At 72.1% G+C, this 15744-nt stretch carries 16 protein-coding genes and 1 tRNA gene; 3 read left to right on the top strand and 14 right to left on the bottom strand.

From position 1 onward, the window contains the following. Window positions 1-47: 47 nt before the first annotated feature. Genes ACIBR0_RS09835 through ACIBR0_RS09815 form a run of 5 tightly spaced genes read right to left on the bottom strand, consistent with a single transcriptional unit; the run spans window position 48 to window position 4081 of the window. Window positions 48-416 carry a GntR family transcriptional regulator gene (locus tag ACIBR0_RS09835; RefSeq protein ID WP_396713995.1) on the bottom strand — a complete coding sequence of 123 codons (369 nt, stop codon included), beginning with the start codon at window positions 414-416 and terminating at the stop codon, window positions 48-50. A gap of 20 nt (window positions 417-436) precedes the next feature. After that, the gene (locus ACIBR0_RS09830) at window positions 437-1360 is read right to left on the bottom strand and encodes a YhjD/YihY/BrkB family envelope integrity protein (RefSeq protein WP_396713993.1); all 924 of its coding nucleotides are present in this window, start codon (window positions 1358-1360) and stop codon (window positions 437-439) included. Between the two features lie 32 nt (window positions 1361-1392). Beyond that, window positions 1393-1965: a 2'-5' RNA ligase family protein gene (locus ACIBR0_RS09825; protein ID WP_396713992.1), complete on the bottom strand. Its 573-nt coding sequence runs from the start codon at window positions 1963-1965 to the stop codon at window positions 1393-1395. Window positions 1966-1996: 31 nt separating this feature from the next. Next, the gene (gene trpS / locus ACIBR0_RS09820; protein ID WP_396713990.1) at window positions 1997-3022 is read right to left on the bottom strand and encodes a tryptophan--tRNA ligase; all 1026 of its coding nucleotides are present in this window, start codon (window positions 3020-3022) and stop codon (window positions 1997-1999) included. 33 nt (window positions 3023-3055) lie between these two features. Then, window positions 3056-4081 (bottom strand): hemolysin family protein, encoded by a 1026-nt coding sequence (locus tag ACIBR0_RS09815; protein WP_396713988.1) that lies wholly within the window; start codon window positions 4079-4081, stop codon window positions 3056-3058. 175 nt (window positions 4082-4256) lie between these two features. Between ACIBR0_RS09815 and galE the strand changes: the two genes are divergently transcribed. Both galE and galK read left to right on the top strand, forming a co-directional pair. Next, entirely contained in the window at window positions 4257-5240 is a 984-nt protein-coding gene (gene galE, locus ACIBR0_RS09810) for a UDP-glucose 4-epimerase GalE (RefSeq protein WP_396713986.1), read from the top strand. Next, complete coding sequence (gene galK, locus ACIBR0_RS09805) at window positions 5237-6421, top strand: galactokinase (RefSeq protein ID WP_396713984.1); 1185 nt, start codon at window positions 5237-5239, stop codon at window positions 6419-6421. The genes galE and galK overlap by 4 nt, the downstream gene beginning before the upstream one ends. Window positions 6422-6577: 156 nt before the next feature. On the opposite strand, the gene cysN is transcribed toward galK, so the two are convergent. The 8 genes from cysN to ACIBR0_RS09765 form a co-directional block, all read right to left on the bottom strand. After that, complete coding sequence (cysN, locus tag ACIBR0_RS09800; protein WP_396713982.1) at window positions 6578-7882, bottom strand: sulfate adenylyltransferase subunit CysN; 1305 nt, start codon at window positions 7880-7882, stop codon at window positions 6578-6580. Continuing rightward, window positions 7882-8793, bottom strand: a complete 912-nt coding sequence (gene cysD / locus ACIBR0_RS09795; RefSeq protein WP_357032134.1) for a sulfate adenylyltransferase subunit CysD — start codon at window positions 8791-8793, stop codon at window positions 7882-7884. Before cysD ends, cysN begins: the two co-directional genes overlap by 1 nt. A gap of 70 nt (window positions 8794-8863) precedes the next feature. Then, window positions 8864-9676 (bottom strand): 3'(2'),5'-bisphosphate nucleotidase CysQ, encoded by an 813-nt coding sequence (locus ACIBR0_RS09790; RefSeq protein ID WP_357032131.1) that lies wholly within the window; start codon window positions 9674-9676, stop codon window positions 8864-8866. 137 nt (window positions 9677-9813) lie between these two features. Beyond that, a complete protein-coding gene (gene pth / locus ACIBR0_RS09785) occupies window positions 9814-10404 on the bottom strand; it encodes an aminoacyl-tRNA hydrolase (protein ID WP_357032127.1) in 591 nt (196 codons plus the stop codon). A 160-nt stretch (window positions 10405-10564) separates the two neighbouring features. Then, complete coding sequence (locus ACIBR0_RS09780) at window positions 10565-11260, bottom strand: 50S ribosomal protein L25/general stress protein Ctc (RefSeq protein WP_396713979.1); 696 nt, start codon at window positions 11258-11260, stop codon at window positions 10565-10567. A gap of 321 nt (window positions 11261-11581) precedes the next feature. After that, entirely contained in the window at window positions 11582-12562 is a 981-nt protein-coding gene (locus ACIBR0_RS09775; protein WP_357032121.1) for a ribose-phosphate diphosphokinase, read from the bottom strand. A 57-nt stretch (window positions 12563-12619) separates the two neighbouring features. Then, a complete protein-coding gene (glmU, locus tag ACIBR0_RS09770) occupies window positions 12620-14155 on the bottom strand; it encodes a bifunctional UDP-N-acetylglucosamine diphosphorylase/glucosamine-1-phosphate N-acetyltransferase GlmU (RefSeq protein ID WP_396713977.1) in 1536 nt (511 codons plus the stop codon). A 105-nt stretch (window positions 14156-14260) separates the two neighbouring features. After that, a tRNA-Gln gene (locus ACIBR0_RS09765) sits at window positions 14261-14332 on the bottom strand. A 180-nt stretch (window positions 14333-14512) separates the two neighbouring features. On the opposite strand from ACIBR0_RS09765, the gene ACIBR0_RS09760 reads away from it, so the two are divergent. Continuing rightward, a complete protein-coding gene (locus tag ACIBR0_RS09760; protein ID WP_396713975.1) occupies window positions 14513-15199 on the top strand; it encodes a TetR/AcrR family transcriptional regulator in 687 nt (228 codons plus the stop codon). Window positions 15200-15217: 18 nt separating this feature from the next. On the opposite strand, the gene ACIBR0_RS09755 is transcribed toward ACIBR0_RS09760, so the two are convergent. After that, a complete protein-coding gene (locus ACIBR0_RS09755) occupies window positions 15218-15694 on the bottom strand; it encodes a DUF4383 domain-containing protein (RefSeq protein WP_396713973.1) in 477 nt (158 codons plus the stop codon). Window positions 15695-15744: the final 50 nt, after the last annotated feature.

Raw genomic sequence — 15744 nt, 5'->3', positions numbered from 1 at the left:
GGATCGGCGCGATTGCGGTGATCGACTCCGCGCCCGGCGCGGAACGGTCACCCTCGCCGGCCGGCGTCCAGCGCGGCCCGCACGAGGTCCAGCGCCGCCTCCGGCGGGACGCCCAGCCGGGCGGCCTCCGCCGCGTAGTCGGCCGCCGCGCGGTGCAACCGGTCCCGCGCGTCGTCGCGGCCGGGTGCGACGAACGTGCCGTGCCGCCCCCGGGTCTCCAGCAGGCCGGCCGCCTCCAGCTCACGGTAGGCGCGGGCAACGGTGTTCACCGCCAGTTCGAGGTCCGCGGCGAGCTGCCGCACCGTGGGCAGCCGCGTGCCGACCGGCAGCCGCCCGTCACCCACCTGCGCCGCGAGCTGCGCGCGTACCTGCTCGTACGGGGGCACCGACGAGCCCGGGTCGACCGAGAGCCGCACGGCTCCTCCCTTCCCGCCGGTCACCCGGCGCCGCCCGGGGTGCCCGGGTCGGTGTCCACGTCCAGGTCGGCCGGCGCGGGGCCCTCGGCCAGGTCGACCACCCGTCCCCGGGTGCTGGTGGCGGCGAGCGCCGCGCCGAAGAGCACGAGCTGGTTGAGCAGATACAGGTAGAGCAGCAGACCGACCGCGCCGGCCACGACGGTGTACGCCGGGTTGCGCTCGGTCCGGACCACCCAGTACCGCCCGACCGTGTTGAGCAGCGTGATGCCGACCGCGACGAAGAGCACCACCGGCCGCAGCCGGGACCGGCTCATGCGGAGCCGGGGCACCGCCACCAGCAGCAGGGTGGCGAGCACCGCGTTGACCACCACGCTGAGCACCGCGCTGACCGTGGTCAGGCCGACCGAGCCGGTGCTGCGTAACAGGAAGCGCAGCAGCGACTCCAGCGCGTCCACGGCGGCCACCGATCCGCCGAGCAGCACGAACACGACGAGCAGCACGCCGAGGTCGACCAGCCGCCGGATCACCAGGTTGCCGGGTTGCTGGTTGAGGCCGTACATGAGCCGCTGCGAGGAGCGAATCGCCTCCACCCAGCCGATGCCGGTGAACGCCAGGATGATCAGGCCGATCACGCCGACGGTGCCGCTGCTCTCCTCGATCTGCACCGGATCCAGGAACGGCAGGTTCTCCCGCAGGAAGTCCGCCGCCGCGTCGCTGACCTCGTCGTTACTCCCCAGGACCGCGCCGAACACCCAGTACCCGACCAGCGCGAGCGCGAAGACCGCGAAGAACCCGTAGTAGGCGATGGCCGCCGCCAGCCGGCCGCCCAGCACGTCGTTGTAGAGCACGCCGGCCCGCCACACATGGTCGACACGGACCGAGCGGCGGCGCGCCGCGCTGATCCGTCGGTCAAGGGCGGCCTCGATCCGGCCGAACGCGTTCACGCCGTCATCCTTGCCGATCCGACCCGTACGGGTCAGCCGCCGAGCCGGAAGTCCCGGCGCGGCTGCCAGCGGGCCGCACCGCTGTGGGAGAAGAGGGTGAACGCCTCCACCTCGAACATCGCCGAGAAGTCGGCCAGGTCCTCGTACGCCCTGTCCAGCGCCTCCGGCGCGACGTCCTGGGCGACGGTGACGTGCGGGTGGTACGGGAAGCGCGTCTCCCGGTGCAGTTCGGGGGCGGCCCGGATCGCGGCGGCGAGCAGCTCGCACTCGCTGATCCCGGCGGCGACCGCCACGAAGACCACCTGGGTCACCGGCCGGAAGGTGCCGGTGCCCCGCAGGTGCAGGGTGAACGGCAGGTGGCCGGTGGCGACCGCGCCGAGGTGCCGTTCCACCGCCGGCAGCGTCGCCACCGGGATCTCGGTGGGCCCGAGCAGCGTCACGTGCGCGGGCACGGCCTGCGGGTCGCCCGCCTCGACCCGGCGCCGGGTCAGGAAGCTGCCCCACGGCTCCGGGATGTCGACGGCGATGCCGATCTGGATGGTGTCACCGGCCGTCGCCGGCGTCCCGTCTCCGCGGTCCACGCTGCCCGCCACCCCTTCGGCCACCGACCCTCCACCTCGCCCGTACGCCGCGGCGCTACTCGCCGCGCACCGGCGGGAAGAAGCCCACCCGCTCGTACGCGGTGCGCAGCGTCTCGGCGGCGACCGTGCGGGCCTTCTCCGCCCCGGCGGCGAGCAGCTTGTCGAGCTGCGCCGGGTCGTCGAGGTAGCCCCGGGTGCGCTCCTGGACCGGGGTGACGAACTCCCGGACCACCTCACCGAGGTCCTTCTTCAGGTCGCCGTAGCCCTTGCCGGCGTACGCGGCGACGAGGTCGTCGATGCTCCGGCCGGCCAGCGCCGAGTAGATCGTGAGCAGGTTGGACACGCCGGGCTTGGTCTCGGTGTCGAAGACGATCTCGCGGCCGGTGTCGGTGACCGCCGAGCGGATCTTCTTCGCCGAGCGGGCCGCGTCGTCCAGCAGGTTGACGATGCCGGCCGGCGACGAGGAGGACTTCGACATCTTGGCGGCCGGGTCCTGGAGGTCGGTGATCTTCGCGGTGTCCTTGACGATGTGCGGGGCGGGCACCGTGAAGGTCGGGCCGAACAGCGAGTTGAACCGCTGCGCCAGGTCGCGGGACAGCTCCAGATGCTGGCGCTGGTCCTCGCCGACCGGCACCGCGTGCGCCTGGTAGAGCAGGATGTCGGCGGCCTGCAGGATCGGGTAGGTGAACAGGCCCACGCTGGACCGCTCGTTGCCCTGCTTCTGCGACTTGTCCTTGAACTGGGTCATCCGGCCGGCCTCGCCGAAGCCGGTGATGCAGGACAGGACCCAGGCGAGCTGGGCGTGCTCGGGCACCTGGGACTGCACGAACAGCGTGCAGCGCTCCGGGTCCAGACCGACGGCGAGCAGCTGCGCGGCGGCCGTCCGGGACCGCTGCCGCAGTGACGCCGCGTCGTGCCCGGCGGTGATCGCGTGCAGGTCCACCACGCAGTAGAAGGCGTCGTGGGTCTCCTGCAACGCCACCCAGTGCCGGACCGCGCCCAGGTAGTTGCCGAGGTGGAACGAGTCGGCCGTCGGCTGGATACCGGAGAAGACGCGCGGGCGGACGGGTACGTCGGACATGCCGGCAATTCTGTCAGCAACACCCGGCGTACGTCATGACGGGCCGGCGGGTCGACTCGCGCCGGCCGCCGTCGGTGCGGTGACCTCGCGCCTCGGTCCGGGCGGCCGCCCGGCGGAGACCGCGAGCCGGGCCACCCGGCGGCCCTCCAGCTCCACGACCCGCAGCAGCCAGCCGCCCGACCCCTCGGGCGGCTCCGGCGTGCCGTTGCCGGCCGGCTCGACGGCCACCGGCACCTCGTCACCGGCGACGGGCAGGCGTCCCAGCGACGCCATCACGAAGCCGCCGACCGTCTCGTACGGGCCGACGGGCAGCGCCACCCCGGTCCGCTCGGCGAAGTCGGCGAGGTTCAGCCGGCCGTCGACCTCGGCGGGCAGGCCGACGTGCACCGGGTCGGGCGGGGCGTCGTACTCGTCGTGGATCTCCCCGATCAGCTCCTCGATGAGGTCCTCCAGGGTGACGATGCCGGCGGTGCCGCCGTACTCGTCGACCACGACCGCGAGGTGGTGGCGCTCCCGGCGCATCTCGCTCAGCGCGGCGAGCACCCGCTTGCTGCCGGGCAGTTGTTTGACCTCCCGGGTCAGCTCGCCGACCGTGGTGCACGGGTGGAGGTCGGGGCGGAGCAGCACGTCGCGCAGGTGCACGAAGCCGACGACGTCGTCGTGGGTGCCGTCGACGACGGGGTAGCGGGTGTGCGTCTCGGCGCGTACCAGCCGCTCGGCCTCGGTGACGGTCAGGCCGGCGGAGAGGAACACGACCTCGGTGCGGGGCATCATCACCTCGCGGACCATCTTGGCGCCGGCCACCAGCACCTCGTCGATGATCCGGCGTTCCACCGGGTCCAGGACGGTGTTGGCGGCGACCAGGTCGCGCAGCTCGTCCTCGCTGATCCGCTCCCGGCCGGCCGCCGGGCTGGCGCCGAGCAGGTCGGTGACCAGCCGGGTCGCGCCGTCGGCGGCGCGGACGACGAGCCGGGCGACGCCCCGGGCCAGCGGACCCGGCGCAGGGCGCGGCCGCCCCCGCGACCGCCGCCGGAGCCCGGGACCACCCGCTTCCCGCATGGAAAGGATGGTAGACACCGCGCCCCGTTCCCCGCGGGCCATGTTCGGGTCTGTTTAATCGTGAGAGTTTGTGATGGAATGGCGACGGGGTGACGCAAAGCGCCGGCACAGCGGGCGGCCGTAGGGTGATCACCACACGGTCGCGACCGAGGCGGCCAGGCAGGAGGAGACCGACGTGAAACTGCTCGTGACCGGCGGAGCCGGCTTCATCGGCAGCGTGGTGACCCGGATGCTGCTCGACGCCGGCCACCAGGTCGTCGTCCTGGACGACCTGTGCACCGGGCACCGGGAGGCGCTCGCCGGAGAGGCGACACACGTCGAAGCCTCCATCCACGACGCCGCCCGGGTGCTCACCCCGGACGCCGGCTTCGACGGTGTCCTGCACTTCGCCGCCCTGATCGCCGCCGGCGAGTCGATGGTCAAGCCGGAGCTGTACTGGCGGACCAACACCATCGGCTCCCTCGCGCTGATCGACGCGGTCCGCGCCGCCGGGGTGCCGAAGCTGGTCTTCTCCTCCACCGCCGCCGTCTACGGCAACCCGACCGAGCTGCCCATCCCGGAGACCGCCGTCAAGGCCCCCACCAACACCTACGGGGCCACCAAGCTCGCCGTCGACATGGCGCTCACCTCCGAGGCGATCGGGCACGGCCTCGCCGCCGTGTCGCTCCGCTACTTCAACGTGGCCGGCGCGCACCTCGACGGCGACGTGGCACTCGGCGAGCGACACGACCCGGAGACCCACCTCATCCCCATCGCGCTGGAGGTCGCCGCCGGCCGGCGGGAGAAGCTCCAGCTCTTCGGCGACGACTACCCCACCGTCGACGGCACCTGCGTCCGCGACTACATCCACGTCGCCGACCTGGCCCGCGCCCACCTGCTCGCCCTGGACGCGGCCACACCCGGGCAGCACCGCATCTACAACCTGGGCAACGGCAACGGCTTCACCAACCGCCAGGTCACCGACGTGGTCCGCGAGGTCACCGGACACCCGCTCCCGGTGGAGGTCGCACCCCGCCGCGAGGGCGACCCGGCCGAGCTGGTCGCCTCGTCCCGGCTGGCCCGCGAGGAACTGGGCTGGGTGCCGCAGAAGCCGACCCTGCACGACATGGTCGGCGACGCCTGGTCCTTCTACCGCACCCACGTGCTGGAGGGCCGGTGACCGACCACCCCGCCGGTACGGCGCCGACCGACGTCGCGGACCGCGCCGCCGCCGGCTTCCGCCGGGAGTACGCCGGGGAGCCCGCCGGCCGCTGGGCGGCTCCCGGGCGGGCCAACCTGATCGGCGAGCACACCGACTACAACGACGGCTTCGTGCTGCCCTTCGCGCTGTCCCTGCGGACCGTGGCCGCCGCCGCGCCGCAGCCCGGGCAGACGTGGACGGTCTGGTCGGAGCTGTCCGGCGAGACCGTCACCTTCGGTGCCGACGAGGTCGCCGCGCCCGGCCGGGTGAAGGGCTGGGCCGCGTACGTGGCCGGGGTGGTGTGGGCGCTGCGCGACGCCGGCCACACCGTCGGAGGTGCCCGGCTGGCGATCGCCTCCGACGTGCCGCTCGGCTCCGGGCTCTCCTCCTCGGCCGCGCTGGAGGCCGCCGTGCTGGCCGCCCTGGTCGACCTCGGCGGGCTCGACCTGCCCACCGACCGACAGCCCCGGCTCGCCCAGCGCGCCGAGAACGTCTACGTGGGCGCGCCGACCGGGATCATGGACCAGTCGGCGGTGATCCGCTGCCGGGAGGGGCACGCCCTCTTCCTCGACTGCCGGGACGAGTCGGTCGAGCAGATCCCCTTCGACCTCGCCGCCGCCGGCCTGGCCGTGCTGGTCGTGGACAGCCGGGCACCGCACCGGCACGCCGACGGCGAGTACGCGGCCCGCCGTCGCTCCTGCGAGCGGGCCGCCGCGCAGCTCGGGGTGTCGGCCCTGCGGGACGTGCAGGTGGCGGACCTCGACGGCGCCCTGGCTCGGCTCGACGACCCGGAGACCCGTCGCCGGGTCCGGCACGTGGTCACCGAGGACCAGCGGGTGCTCGACACCGTGGCGCTGCTGCGCGCCGGCCGGGTTCGCGAGATCGGCCCCCTCCTGACCGCCTCGCACGCCTCCATGCGGGACGACTTCGAGATCACCGTCCCGGAGATCGACACCGCGGTCGACGCGGCGCTCGCGGCCGGCGCGCTCGGCGCCCGGATGACGGGTGGCGGCTTCGGCGGCTGCGTGCTCGCCCTGGTCGACGCCGACCGCGCGGACGCCGTCGCCGACGCAGTCACCGCCGCGTACGCCGAGCGCGGCTTCGCCGCCCCCGGCCACGTCACGGTCCTCCCGTCCCCCGGAGCCACCCGCCTACCGTGAAAGGAAGGGCCCCCGCTTAACGCCTGCGGTAGAGGAAGGGTCCCTTCTTAACGGACCGGCACGCCCGGCGGGAGTCGTCGACGCTCACACGGAAGGAGTGGCTGTCCGGACGCGGACAGCCACTCCTTCGGTGTGACGGGGTCGAGCGACCGCCGGTCAGCCGGCCTCGACGATCATGCCCGCGCCGACCGTGCGGTTGGTGGCCTCGTCGATGATGACGAAGCCGCCCGTCGTGCGGTTGCGCCGGTACTCGTCGGCGAGCAGCGGCACGGTCGTCCGCAGCCGCACCCGGCCGATCTCGTTGAGCCGCAGCTCGGTGGCCGCCTCGTCGCGGTGCAGCGAGTTGACGTCCAGCCGGTAGTGCAGGCCGCGCACGATCGCCCGCGCCGACCGGGTGGTGTGCTTGATGGCGTACCGGCCGCCGACCTGCAACGGTCGCGTCTCGTCCATCCAGCAGACCATCGCCTCGATGTCCTGCGCGACGGTGGGCGCGTTGTTCGGCCGGCAGATCAGGTCGCCCCGCGAGATGTCGATCTCGTCTTCCAGGCGTACGGTCACCGACATCGGCGGGAACGCCTCCGGGACCGGACCGTCGGCGGTCTCCACCGCGGCGATCCGGCTGGTGAAGCCGGACGGCAGCACCATCACCTCGTCGCCCGGCTTCAGCACGCCGGAGGCGACCTGGCCGGCGTAGCCCCGGTAGTCGGTGACGGTCGTCGACTGCGGCCGGATCACGTACTGCACCGGGAACCGCACGTCGACCAGGTTCCGGTCGCTGGCGATGTGCACCCGCTCCAGGTGGTGCAGCAGCGACGGACCGTCGTACCAGGGCATGTTCTCCGACCGGGAGACGATGTTGTCCCCGCGCAGCGCGGAGATCGGCACCACCGTCAGGTCCGGCGCGTCGAGCTTCGCGGCGAACGCGGTGAACTCGTCCGCGATCTGCTCGAACACCTCCTGCGACCAGTCCACCAGGTCCATCTTGTTGACGCAGAGGACCAGGTGCGGCACCCGCAGCAGCGAGCAGAGGAACGCGTGCCGGCGCGACTGCTCGACCAGGCCCTTGCGGGCGTCGACCAGGATCAGCGCCAGGTCAGCCGTGGAAGCCCCGGTGACCATGTTCCGCGTGTACTGGGTGTGCCCCGGCGTGTCGGCGATGATGAACTTCCGCCTCGGCGTGGCGAAGTAGCGGTACGCCACGTCGATCGTGATGCCCTGCTCCCGCTCGGCCCGCAGGCCGTCGGTCAGCAGCGCCAGGTTCGTGTACTCGTCACCCCGGGCCGCGCTGACCGCCTCCACGGCGGCGAGCTGGTCGGTGAAGAGCGACTTCGTGTCGTACAGCAGCCGGCCGATCAGGGTCGACTTGCCGTCGTCGACGCTGCCGGCGGTGGCGAAGCGCAGCAGGTCCATCGGTCGGGCCTCCGGCCCGACGCCAGCCGGGGCCACGGTCTCGGTGCTCATCAGAAGTAGCCCTCCCGCTTGCGGTCCTCCATGGCGGCCTCGCTGACCCGGTCGTCACCACGGGTCGCGCCCCGCTCGGTGATCCGGGTGGCGGCGACCTCCTCGATGACCTTCTCGACCGTGTCGGCGTCGGAGCGGACGGCCGCCGTGCAGGACGCGTCGCCCACCGTCCGGTAGCGCACCTGCGCCTTGAACCGCTCCTCGCCCGCCCGGGGGTGGAAGAACTCGTTGACCGCGTACAGCATCCCGTCGCGCTCGACCACCTCGCGCTGGTGCGCGTAGTAGATCGACGGCAGCGGGATCCGCTCCCGGGCGATGTAGTGCCAGATGTCCAGCTCGGTCCAGTTGGACAGCGGGAACACGCGGATCGACTCGCCCGGGTGGTGCCGCCCGTTGTAGAGCGACCACAGCTCCGGCCGCTGGTTCTTCGGGTCCCACTGGCCGAACTCGTCGCGGAAGCTGAACACCCGCTCCTTGGCGCGGGCCTTCTCCTCGTCACGCCGGGCGCCGCCGAAGAGCGCGTCGAAGCGGTGCTTCTCCACCGCGTCGAGCAGCACCGGCGTCTGGATCCGGTTACGCATCCCGTCGGCCGACTCACGGACCAGCCCGCGGGACAGCGCCTCCGGCACGCTCGCCACGACCAGCTGCAGGCCCAGCTCGGCGACCCGCTGGTCCCGGTACTCCAGGACCTCCGGGAAGTTGTGGCCGGTGTCCACGTGCATGACCGGGAAGGGGATGTTCGCGGGGGCGAACGCCTTCTGCGCCAGCCGCAGCATGACAATCGAGTCCTTGCCGCCGGAGAAGAGCAGCACCGGCCGCTCCATCTCGGCGACAACCTCGCGCATCACGAAGACGCTCTCGGCCTCCAGCGCGTCGAGATGCGACACCTGGTAGGCGGCGGGCGAGGTCATGACACCGGCTCGATTCGCAGGCTCATTTCCAGACCTTTCCGGTCGGGCATGTGAAGAAACAGCGGTCAGACTACTGGGAATGCTCGTGCAGCGCCGCAAGCAACCGACTGGCGAGATCCTTCCGGCAGACCAGGAGGTCCGGCAGGCGCGGATCCGCCTCGTTGTATCTCAGCGCAGAACCGTCGATCCGGGAAGCGTGCAGTCCGGTGGCCGTCGCCACAGCGACCGGAGCCGCCGAATCCCACTCGTACTGGCCGCCGGCGTGGATGTAGGCGTCGACCTCACCCGTGATCACCGCCGCGATCTTCGCGCCGGCCGACCCCATCGGCACCAGGTGCGCCCCGACGTCCTCCGCCAGGTCGGTCAGGAACACCGGCGGCCGGCTCCGGCTCGCCGCCAGGCGGATGGTCCGCCCGCCGCCCGCGGTCGCCGCCTCCAGCGTCATCGGAGGGTACGCGGGCGGGTAGTCCGTCCCCAGCACCCGGTGCTGCGCCGGCAGGCCCACCGCGCCCGCGACCAGCCCGTGCGGGGTGGGCGAGTTCCGCGCCCACAGCGCCACGTGCACCGCCCAGTCCGAGCGGCCCTCCTCCGAGAACTCCCGCGTGCCGTCCAGCGGGTCGACGATCCACACCCGGTCGGCACCCAGCCGGGACACCGACCCCGCCGACCGCGCGCCCTCGTCCTCCTCGGAGAGGACCGCGTCGCCCGGGCGCCAGTTCGCCAGCTCGGTACGGATCAGGTCGTGCGAGACCTTGTCACCCGCCGACTTCAGCGCCGCCGCGTCGGCGAAACCCAGCTCGGCCCGCAGTCCGAGCAGCGCCTGACCGGCGCGGGCCGCCAGCCAGCGGGCGAACGCACCATCGATCATCGGAGGACTGCCCATGCCCCTGCTCCCGTCGCCGCACCACGGTCCACCTCGTCGGGCCCGCACCGGCAGCCCGTTGCCACCGGCCGCGCCACGCGCCCCGAAGGGCGCAGACTACCGGCTGGCGGACCCACGGCGGACACGCCCCGCCCCGCTCAGGCGCCGTGGTACAGGTTCTGCGTCGGCTCCACGCCCTTGACGACCACCGACTCCACCACATCGGCGGCCCGGTCCACCAGGAAGTCGAGCTCCTTGCGTTCCGCCGCGCCGAAATCCGACAGTACGTAGTCCGCCGGATCCTGCCGGCCGGGCGGCCGACCGATCCCGAACCGGACCCGGACGTACTCCTTGGTGCCCAGCGATTTCGTCATCGACCGCAGGCCGTTGTGGCCGCCCTCGCCGCCGCCGCACTTCACCCGAACCTGCCCGTACGCGATGTCCAGCTCGTCGTGCACGGCGATCACCCGGCCCGGCTCCACCTTGTAGAACTGCGCCAGGCTGGCCACCGGCCCGCCCGAGAGGTTCATGTAGGTCAACGGCTTCGCCAGCACCAGCCTCGGGCCGCCGAAGCCGAGCCGGCCCTCGGCCACCTCCGCCACCGCACGCCGGTGCCGGCCGAACTTCGCACCGACCCGACCGGCCAGCAGCTCCGCCACCATGAAACCGACGTTGTGCCGGTTGCCGGCGTACTCCCGGCCCGGGTTGCCCAGGCCGACCACCAGCCACGGCCCCGTCTCGTCCGTCACCGTCCGTCCCTTCCCGCTCTCGCCCGGCGGACCCCGCCGCCCTCCCTGGTCGCCACCGCACGCGCGCCGGGGCCGGCACCACCGGCCCGACCCCCGCTCCGATACGCCGACAGGCGCCCCCGGAAGCCGGGGACGCCTGTCGACAACGCAGCGGGACCGATCAGGCCTCGGTCTTCGCCTCGGTGGTCTCCTCGCCCTCGGCGGCCGGAGCCTCGGCGCCCTCGGACGACTCGGTCTCCTCGCCGACGCCGGCCTCGGCCTCCTCGGCGGCCTCCTCGACCTCGGGGAGGGTGGCCTCGAGCTGCTCGGCGGTCGGCGCGGCGGTCACCGAGGCGACCATCAGGCTCGCGTCGGCGGCCAGCTCGACACCGGCCGGCAGCTCCACGTCGCCGGCGGTGACCTGGCTGCCGGCCTCCAGGCCCTCGATCGAGGCCTCCAGGTGGTCCGGAACCTTGGTGGCGTCGGCGGTCACCGACAGGGTGTCGTGGTCGTGCACGATCAGGGTGTCCCGCGCGGCCTCACCGGTCAGCTGGACCGGGACCTCGACGGTGACCTTCTCGCCCCGGCGGACCAGCAGCAGGTCCACGTGCTCGAAGGTGTCCTTGATCGGGTCACGCTGGATCGCCTTCGGCAGCGCCAGCACCTGGGTGCCGTCGCTGACCTCGATCGCGAAGAGCTGGTTCGCGCCACCCTTACGGATCGCGGCCGCGAACTCACGGGCCGGGAGCGCGATGTGCTTGGGCTTCTCGCCGTGGCCGTACAGCACGGCGGGCACCTTGCCGGCCCGGCGGGTACGACGGGCACCACCCTTGCCGAACTCGGTACGGGGCTCGGCGCTGATCTTTACCTCGGACACGGGGAAACTCCTGATGCTTTCGCTGCGGCGGCTTGTCGTCTGGCGGTGCTGGGGCGAGGGGCTCGCTGGGGCTCATGCGTTCTGAACGAATGCCCGGAGCACCGCGTCGATGACGGCGCCTCCGTGCGGTGCTTTTCAGCGGCCCGCCGGGCACCCTCGCCGTGGCAACCGCACCAGTCTACCCGAGCCGATTCCCGGGTCTCCGGCAGTCCCCACTATCACCGCCCGGCCTCGCACGCAGGGCGAAAACGGCGATCTGCGAATCACCGGGATCGGTACGGCCGGAGCGCCCCGCGCGCCCCGGCCGCAGCCGTCACCTCGTCAGCTCAGACCGCCGAACAGGGTCGTCACCGAACCGTCGTCGAAGACCTCGCGGATGGCCCGGGCCAGCAGCGGCGCGATCGACAGCACGGTCAGCTTGTCCAACTGCTTCTCCGGCGGCAGCGGGAGCGTGTTGGTCACCACGACCTCGCTGATCGGGCTGTTCTTCAGCCGCTCGGTCGCCGGGTCGGAGAGCAGCGCGTGGGTGGAGGCCACGATGATCTCCGCCGCGCCGGACTCCTTCAGGATGTCGGCGGCCTTCGTGATCGTGCCACCGGTGTCGATCATGTCGTCGACGATCAGGCAGATCCGGCCCTCCACCTCACCGACCACGCGGTTCGCCACCACCTGGTTCGGCTTGAGCGGGTCGCGGGTCTTGTGGATGAACGCCAGCGGGCAGCCGCCCAGGCGGTCCGTCCAGCGCTCGGCCACCCGCACCCGGCCCGAGTCCGGCGCGACCACGGTCATCGGCCGGCCGGCGAACTTGTGCTCCACGTACTCGGCCAGGATGTCCATCGCGAACAGGTGGTCCACCGGCCCATCGAAGAAACCCTGGATCTGCGCGGTGTGCAGGTCCACGGTGAGGATCCGGTTCGCACCGGCCGTCTTCAACAGGTCCGCGATCAGCCGCGCCGAGATCGGCTCCCGGCCGCGGTGCTTCTTGTCCTGCCGGGCGTACGGGTAGAACGGCAGGACGACAGTGATCCGCTTCGCCGAACCCCGCTTCAGCGCGTCGATCATGATCAGGGTCTCCATGACCCACGTGTTGACGCCGTGCGTGACCGACTGCACCACGAACGCGTCCGAACCACGGACCGAGTCCTTGAACCGTACGAAGATCTCGCCGTTGGCGAACTCGTACGCGTCGGCCGGCGTCGGCGCTACGCCGAGCACCTCGCCGATCTCCTTGGCCAGGTCCGGAAAACCACGTCCGGAGAAGAGCATCAGGCTCTTGCGGTTTTCGGCGACGATGCTGCCCATGGGCCCGTCTGCTCCCGTTGGTCGGTGGTACCCGGCTTGGTGGTGGCGGGCCGGGGACTAGTCGGTTGCAGTATCTCCCGCGCCGGACGCCGGGCCCACCGCCTCCGTGTCCCCGTGGATTGCCTCACCTTCACTTGCCGTCAACCCCGGGTTCGACGCACCCTCGCCGCCCCGCCGGGCGCGCTCGGCGGCCTCCGCGGCGGCCGTGCCGGCCCGGCGCTTGACCACCCAGCCCTCGATGTTGCGCTGCCGGGCCCGGGCCACGCCCATCGCGCCCGGCGGCACGTTCTCGATGATCACCGAACCGGCCGCCGTGTACGCCCCGTCACCCACCTCCACCGGGGCGACGAACATGTTGTCCGCCCCGGTACGGGCGTGGCTGCCGATCACCGTGCGGTGCTTGTTGACGCCGTCGTAGTTCACGAACACCGACGCCGCGCCGATGTTGCTCTGCTCGCCGATCGTCGCGTCACCGACGTACGTCAGGTGCGGCACCTTCGAGCCGGCGCCGATCTCCGAGTTCTTCACCTCGACGAACGTGCCGACCTTGGCCTTCTCGGCCAGCCGGGCCGCCGGCCGCAGGTACGCGTACGGGCCCACGCTGGCGTTCGGGCCCACCTCGGCGCCGACCGCGTGGCTACGGATCACGGTCGCGCCCGCCCCGACCACCGTGTCGACGAGCGTCACGTCCGGCCCGACCAGCGCGCCGGTGCCGATGACCGTGCCGCCCCGCAGCTGGGTGTTCTGGTCGACCACCGCGTCCCGGTCCAGTGCCACGGTCACGTCGATCCATGTCGTCTCCGGGTCGAGCAGGCTCACCCCGGTGCGCATCCACGCCTCGTTGACCCGGTCGCGCATCAGCCGGCGCAGCGCGGCCAGCTCCACCCGGTCGTTGCAGCCCAGCGTCTCGGAGTGGTCGGCCGCCACGTGCACGCCCACCGGCTCACCGGCCGAGACGAGCAGGCCGAACACGTCGGTCAGGTACTCCTCGCCCTGGTCGTTGTCGGTGGAGAGCTTGCCCAGCGCGTCCCGCAGCCGGACCGCGTCGAAGGCGTAGATCCCGGCGTTGATCTCCCGGATCGCCCGCTGCGCCTCGGTGGCGTCGCGCTGCTCGACGATCTGCTCCAGCCGACCGTCGGCGTCGCGCACGATCCGGCCCAGACCGGCCGGGTCGGGCACCTCGGCCGCCAGCACGGTCGCCGCCGAGCCGGCACCCTCGTGCGCCTCCACCAGCGCGGTCACCGTCTCCGGGCGGAGCAGCGGCACGTCGCCGTTGAGCACCACGACGGTGCCGGTCACGTCCGGCACGGCGTCCAGCGCGATGCGGACCGCGTGACCGGTGCCGAGCTGCTCGGCCTGGAGCACAGGCGTGGCGTCGGGCGTGATCTCGGCCAGGTGGGCCCGCACCTGGTCGGCGCCGTGGCCGACCACGACCACGGTGCGATTCGCGGCCAGCGGCGCGGCCGCGGTCAGCACGTGACCGACGAGCGTACGACCGAGCAGCGGGTGCAGCACCTTGGGCAGGGCCGACTTCATGCGCTTGCCCTCACCGGCGGCGAGCACGACAACGGTGCGGAGGTGGGGCTGGGACACGACGTGGCTCCAGTCGGGACGGCGACAGTCTCGCCGTCATGCTAACCACGCCACTGGGCAACCCTGCCCATTACCCCAGGGAACGAATCGGACTTCTGGGGACAGCTCGGCCGCCAGGGTTCGAACCTGAAATACGGGTACCAAAGACCCGGGTGTTGCCAATTACACCACGGCCGAAGGATCGTCAACAGCTTAGCGCCTACCCCGAGAGGACACGAAGTTCGTTTCCACGCCGCCTGTCGAAGCGGACGCCGCGCGGTAAAGCGGAGGCTCGTCGGCGAGGTTACCTGGCAGTATGGCCGGGTGACCGGCAAGATCCCACGACCGGGCGTCATCGAGCGCCCACGAGGTGACGACATGGCGGATGGTTCCGGCGACGAGAGCACCCCGCGCCGGCGCCGTGCCGGCCCGCCAGCGGCCAAGACACCGCCCCGCGTACGCATGTCCGCGACGCAGCGCCGCGAGCAGTTGATCTCGATCGCCCGGCAGATCTTCGCCGAACGCGGCTTCGACGCCACGTCGATCGAGGAGGTGGCGGCACGCGCGAAGGTGTCCAAGCCGGTGGTGTACGAGCACTTCGGCGGCAAGGAGGGCCTGTACGCGGTCGTGGTGGACCGGGAGGTGCGCAGCCTGCTGGACCGGATCAGCACCGCGCTGACCGCCGGGCATCCCCGTGAGCTGCTGGAGCAGGCCGCGCTGACCCTCCTGACGTACATCGAGGAGGAGACCAGCGGTTTCCGGGTGCTGGTGCGGGAGTCACCGCTGCTGTCGGCGACGGGCAACTTCAGCAGCGTGATGAACGACGTGGCGCACCAGGTCGAGCACATCCTGGGTGCCGAGTTCTCCAGCCGGGGGTACGACCCGAAGCTGGCGGAGTTGTACTCGCAGGCGCTGGTGGGGATGGTGGCGTTGACCGGCCGGTGGTGGCTGGAGGTCCGCAAGCCGCGCAAGGAGACGGTCGCCGCGCACCTGGTCAACCTGGCGTGGAACGGGCTGTCGCACCTGGAGGCGAAGCCGGGCCTGATCACGGTGCGGGGGCGCTGACGCGCCGGGCGGTGCCCCTCAGCGGGCCTGGGCCTCCCTGACCGGGTGGTTGCGGTTGCGCCGTTCGGCCTCGGCGTGCTCCTCGGGACCGACCTTGTCGTACAGGCCGGTGCCGAGCAGGACCAGCCCGAAGATCATCGACACGATGACGGTCGACATCGAGAAGTTGAGGAAGTTGGCCGACGTCTGGAGCACGGACATCATCAGGATGCTGGTGGCCAGGAAGACGATGCCGGCGGTCAGGTTCATGTAGTGGCCGAGGTTGCCCCGGCGGGACGCCCCGACCATCAGGACGATCCCGAAGGCCACGGAGGCCAGCGAGAACGCGAGGTTGGTGCGGAGCCCGAGCGCCCAGTTGTCGCCCCGGTCGAAGAGCGGGTCGCCGACCGTCAGAGCGACGCCCCACACGCCGAAGACCAGGATGTAGAGGCCGATGAGTCCGGCGAGGACCCGGTAGATCGGCCGCGCCGGGTGGTTGACCGGAAAGTGCGCCATGACGCCTCCGCCCCAGTGATGGCAATTGAGGGGATTGTCCCTCGGAAGCG

Source organism: Micromonospora sp. NPDC049497, from assembly GCF_044465805.1.
Taxonomy (GTDB): domain Bacteria; phylum Actinomycetota; class Actinomycetes; order Mycobacteriales; family Micromonosporaceae; genus Micromonospora.
This window is presented reverse-complemented; position numbering and strand designations above follow the sequence as displayed.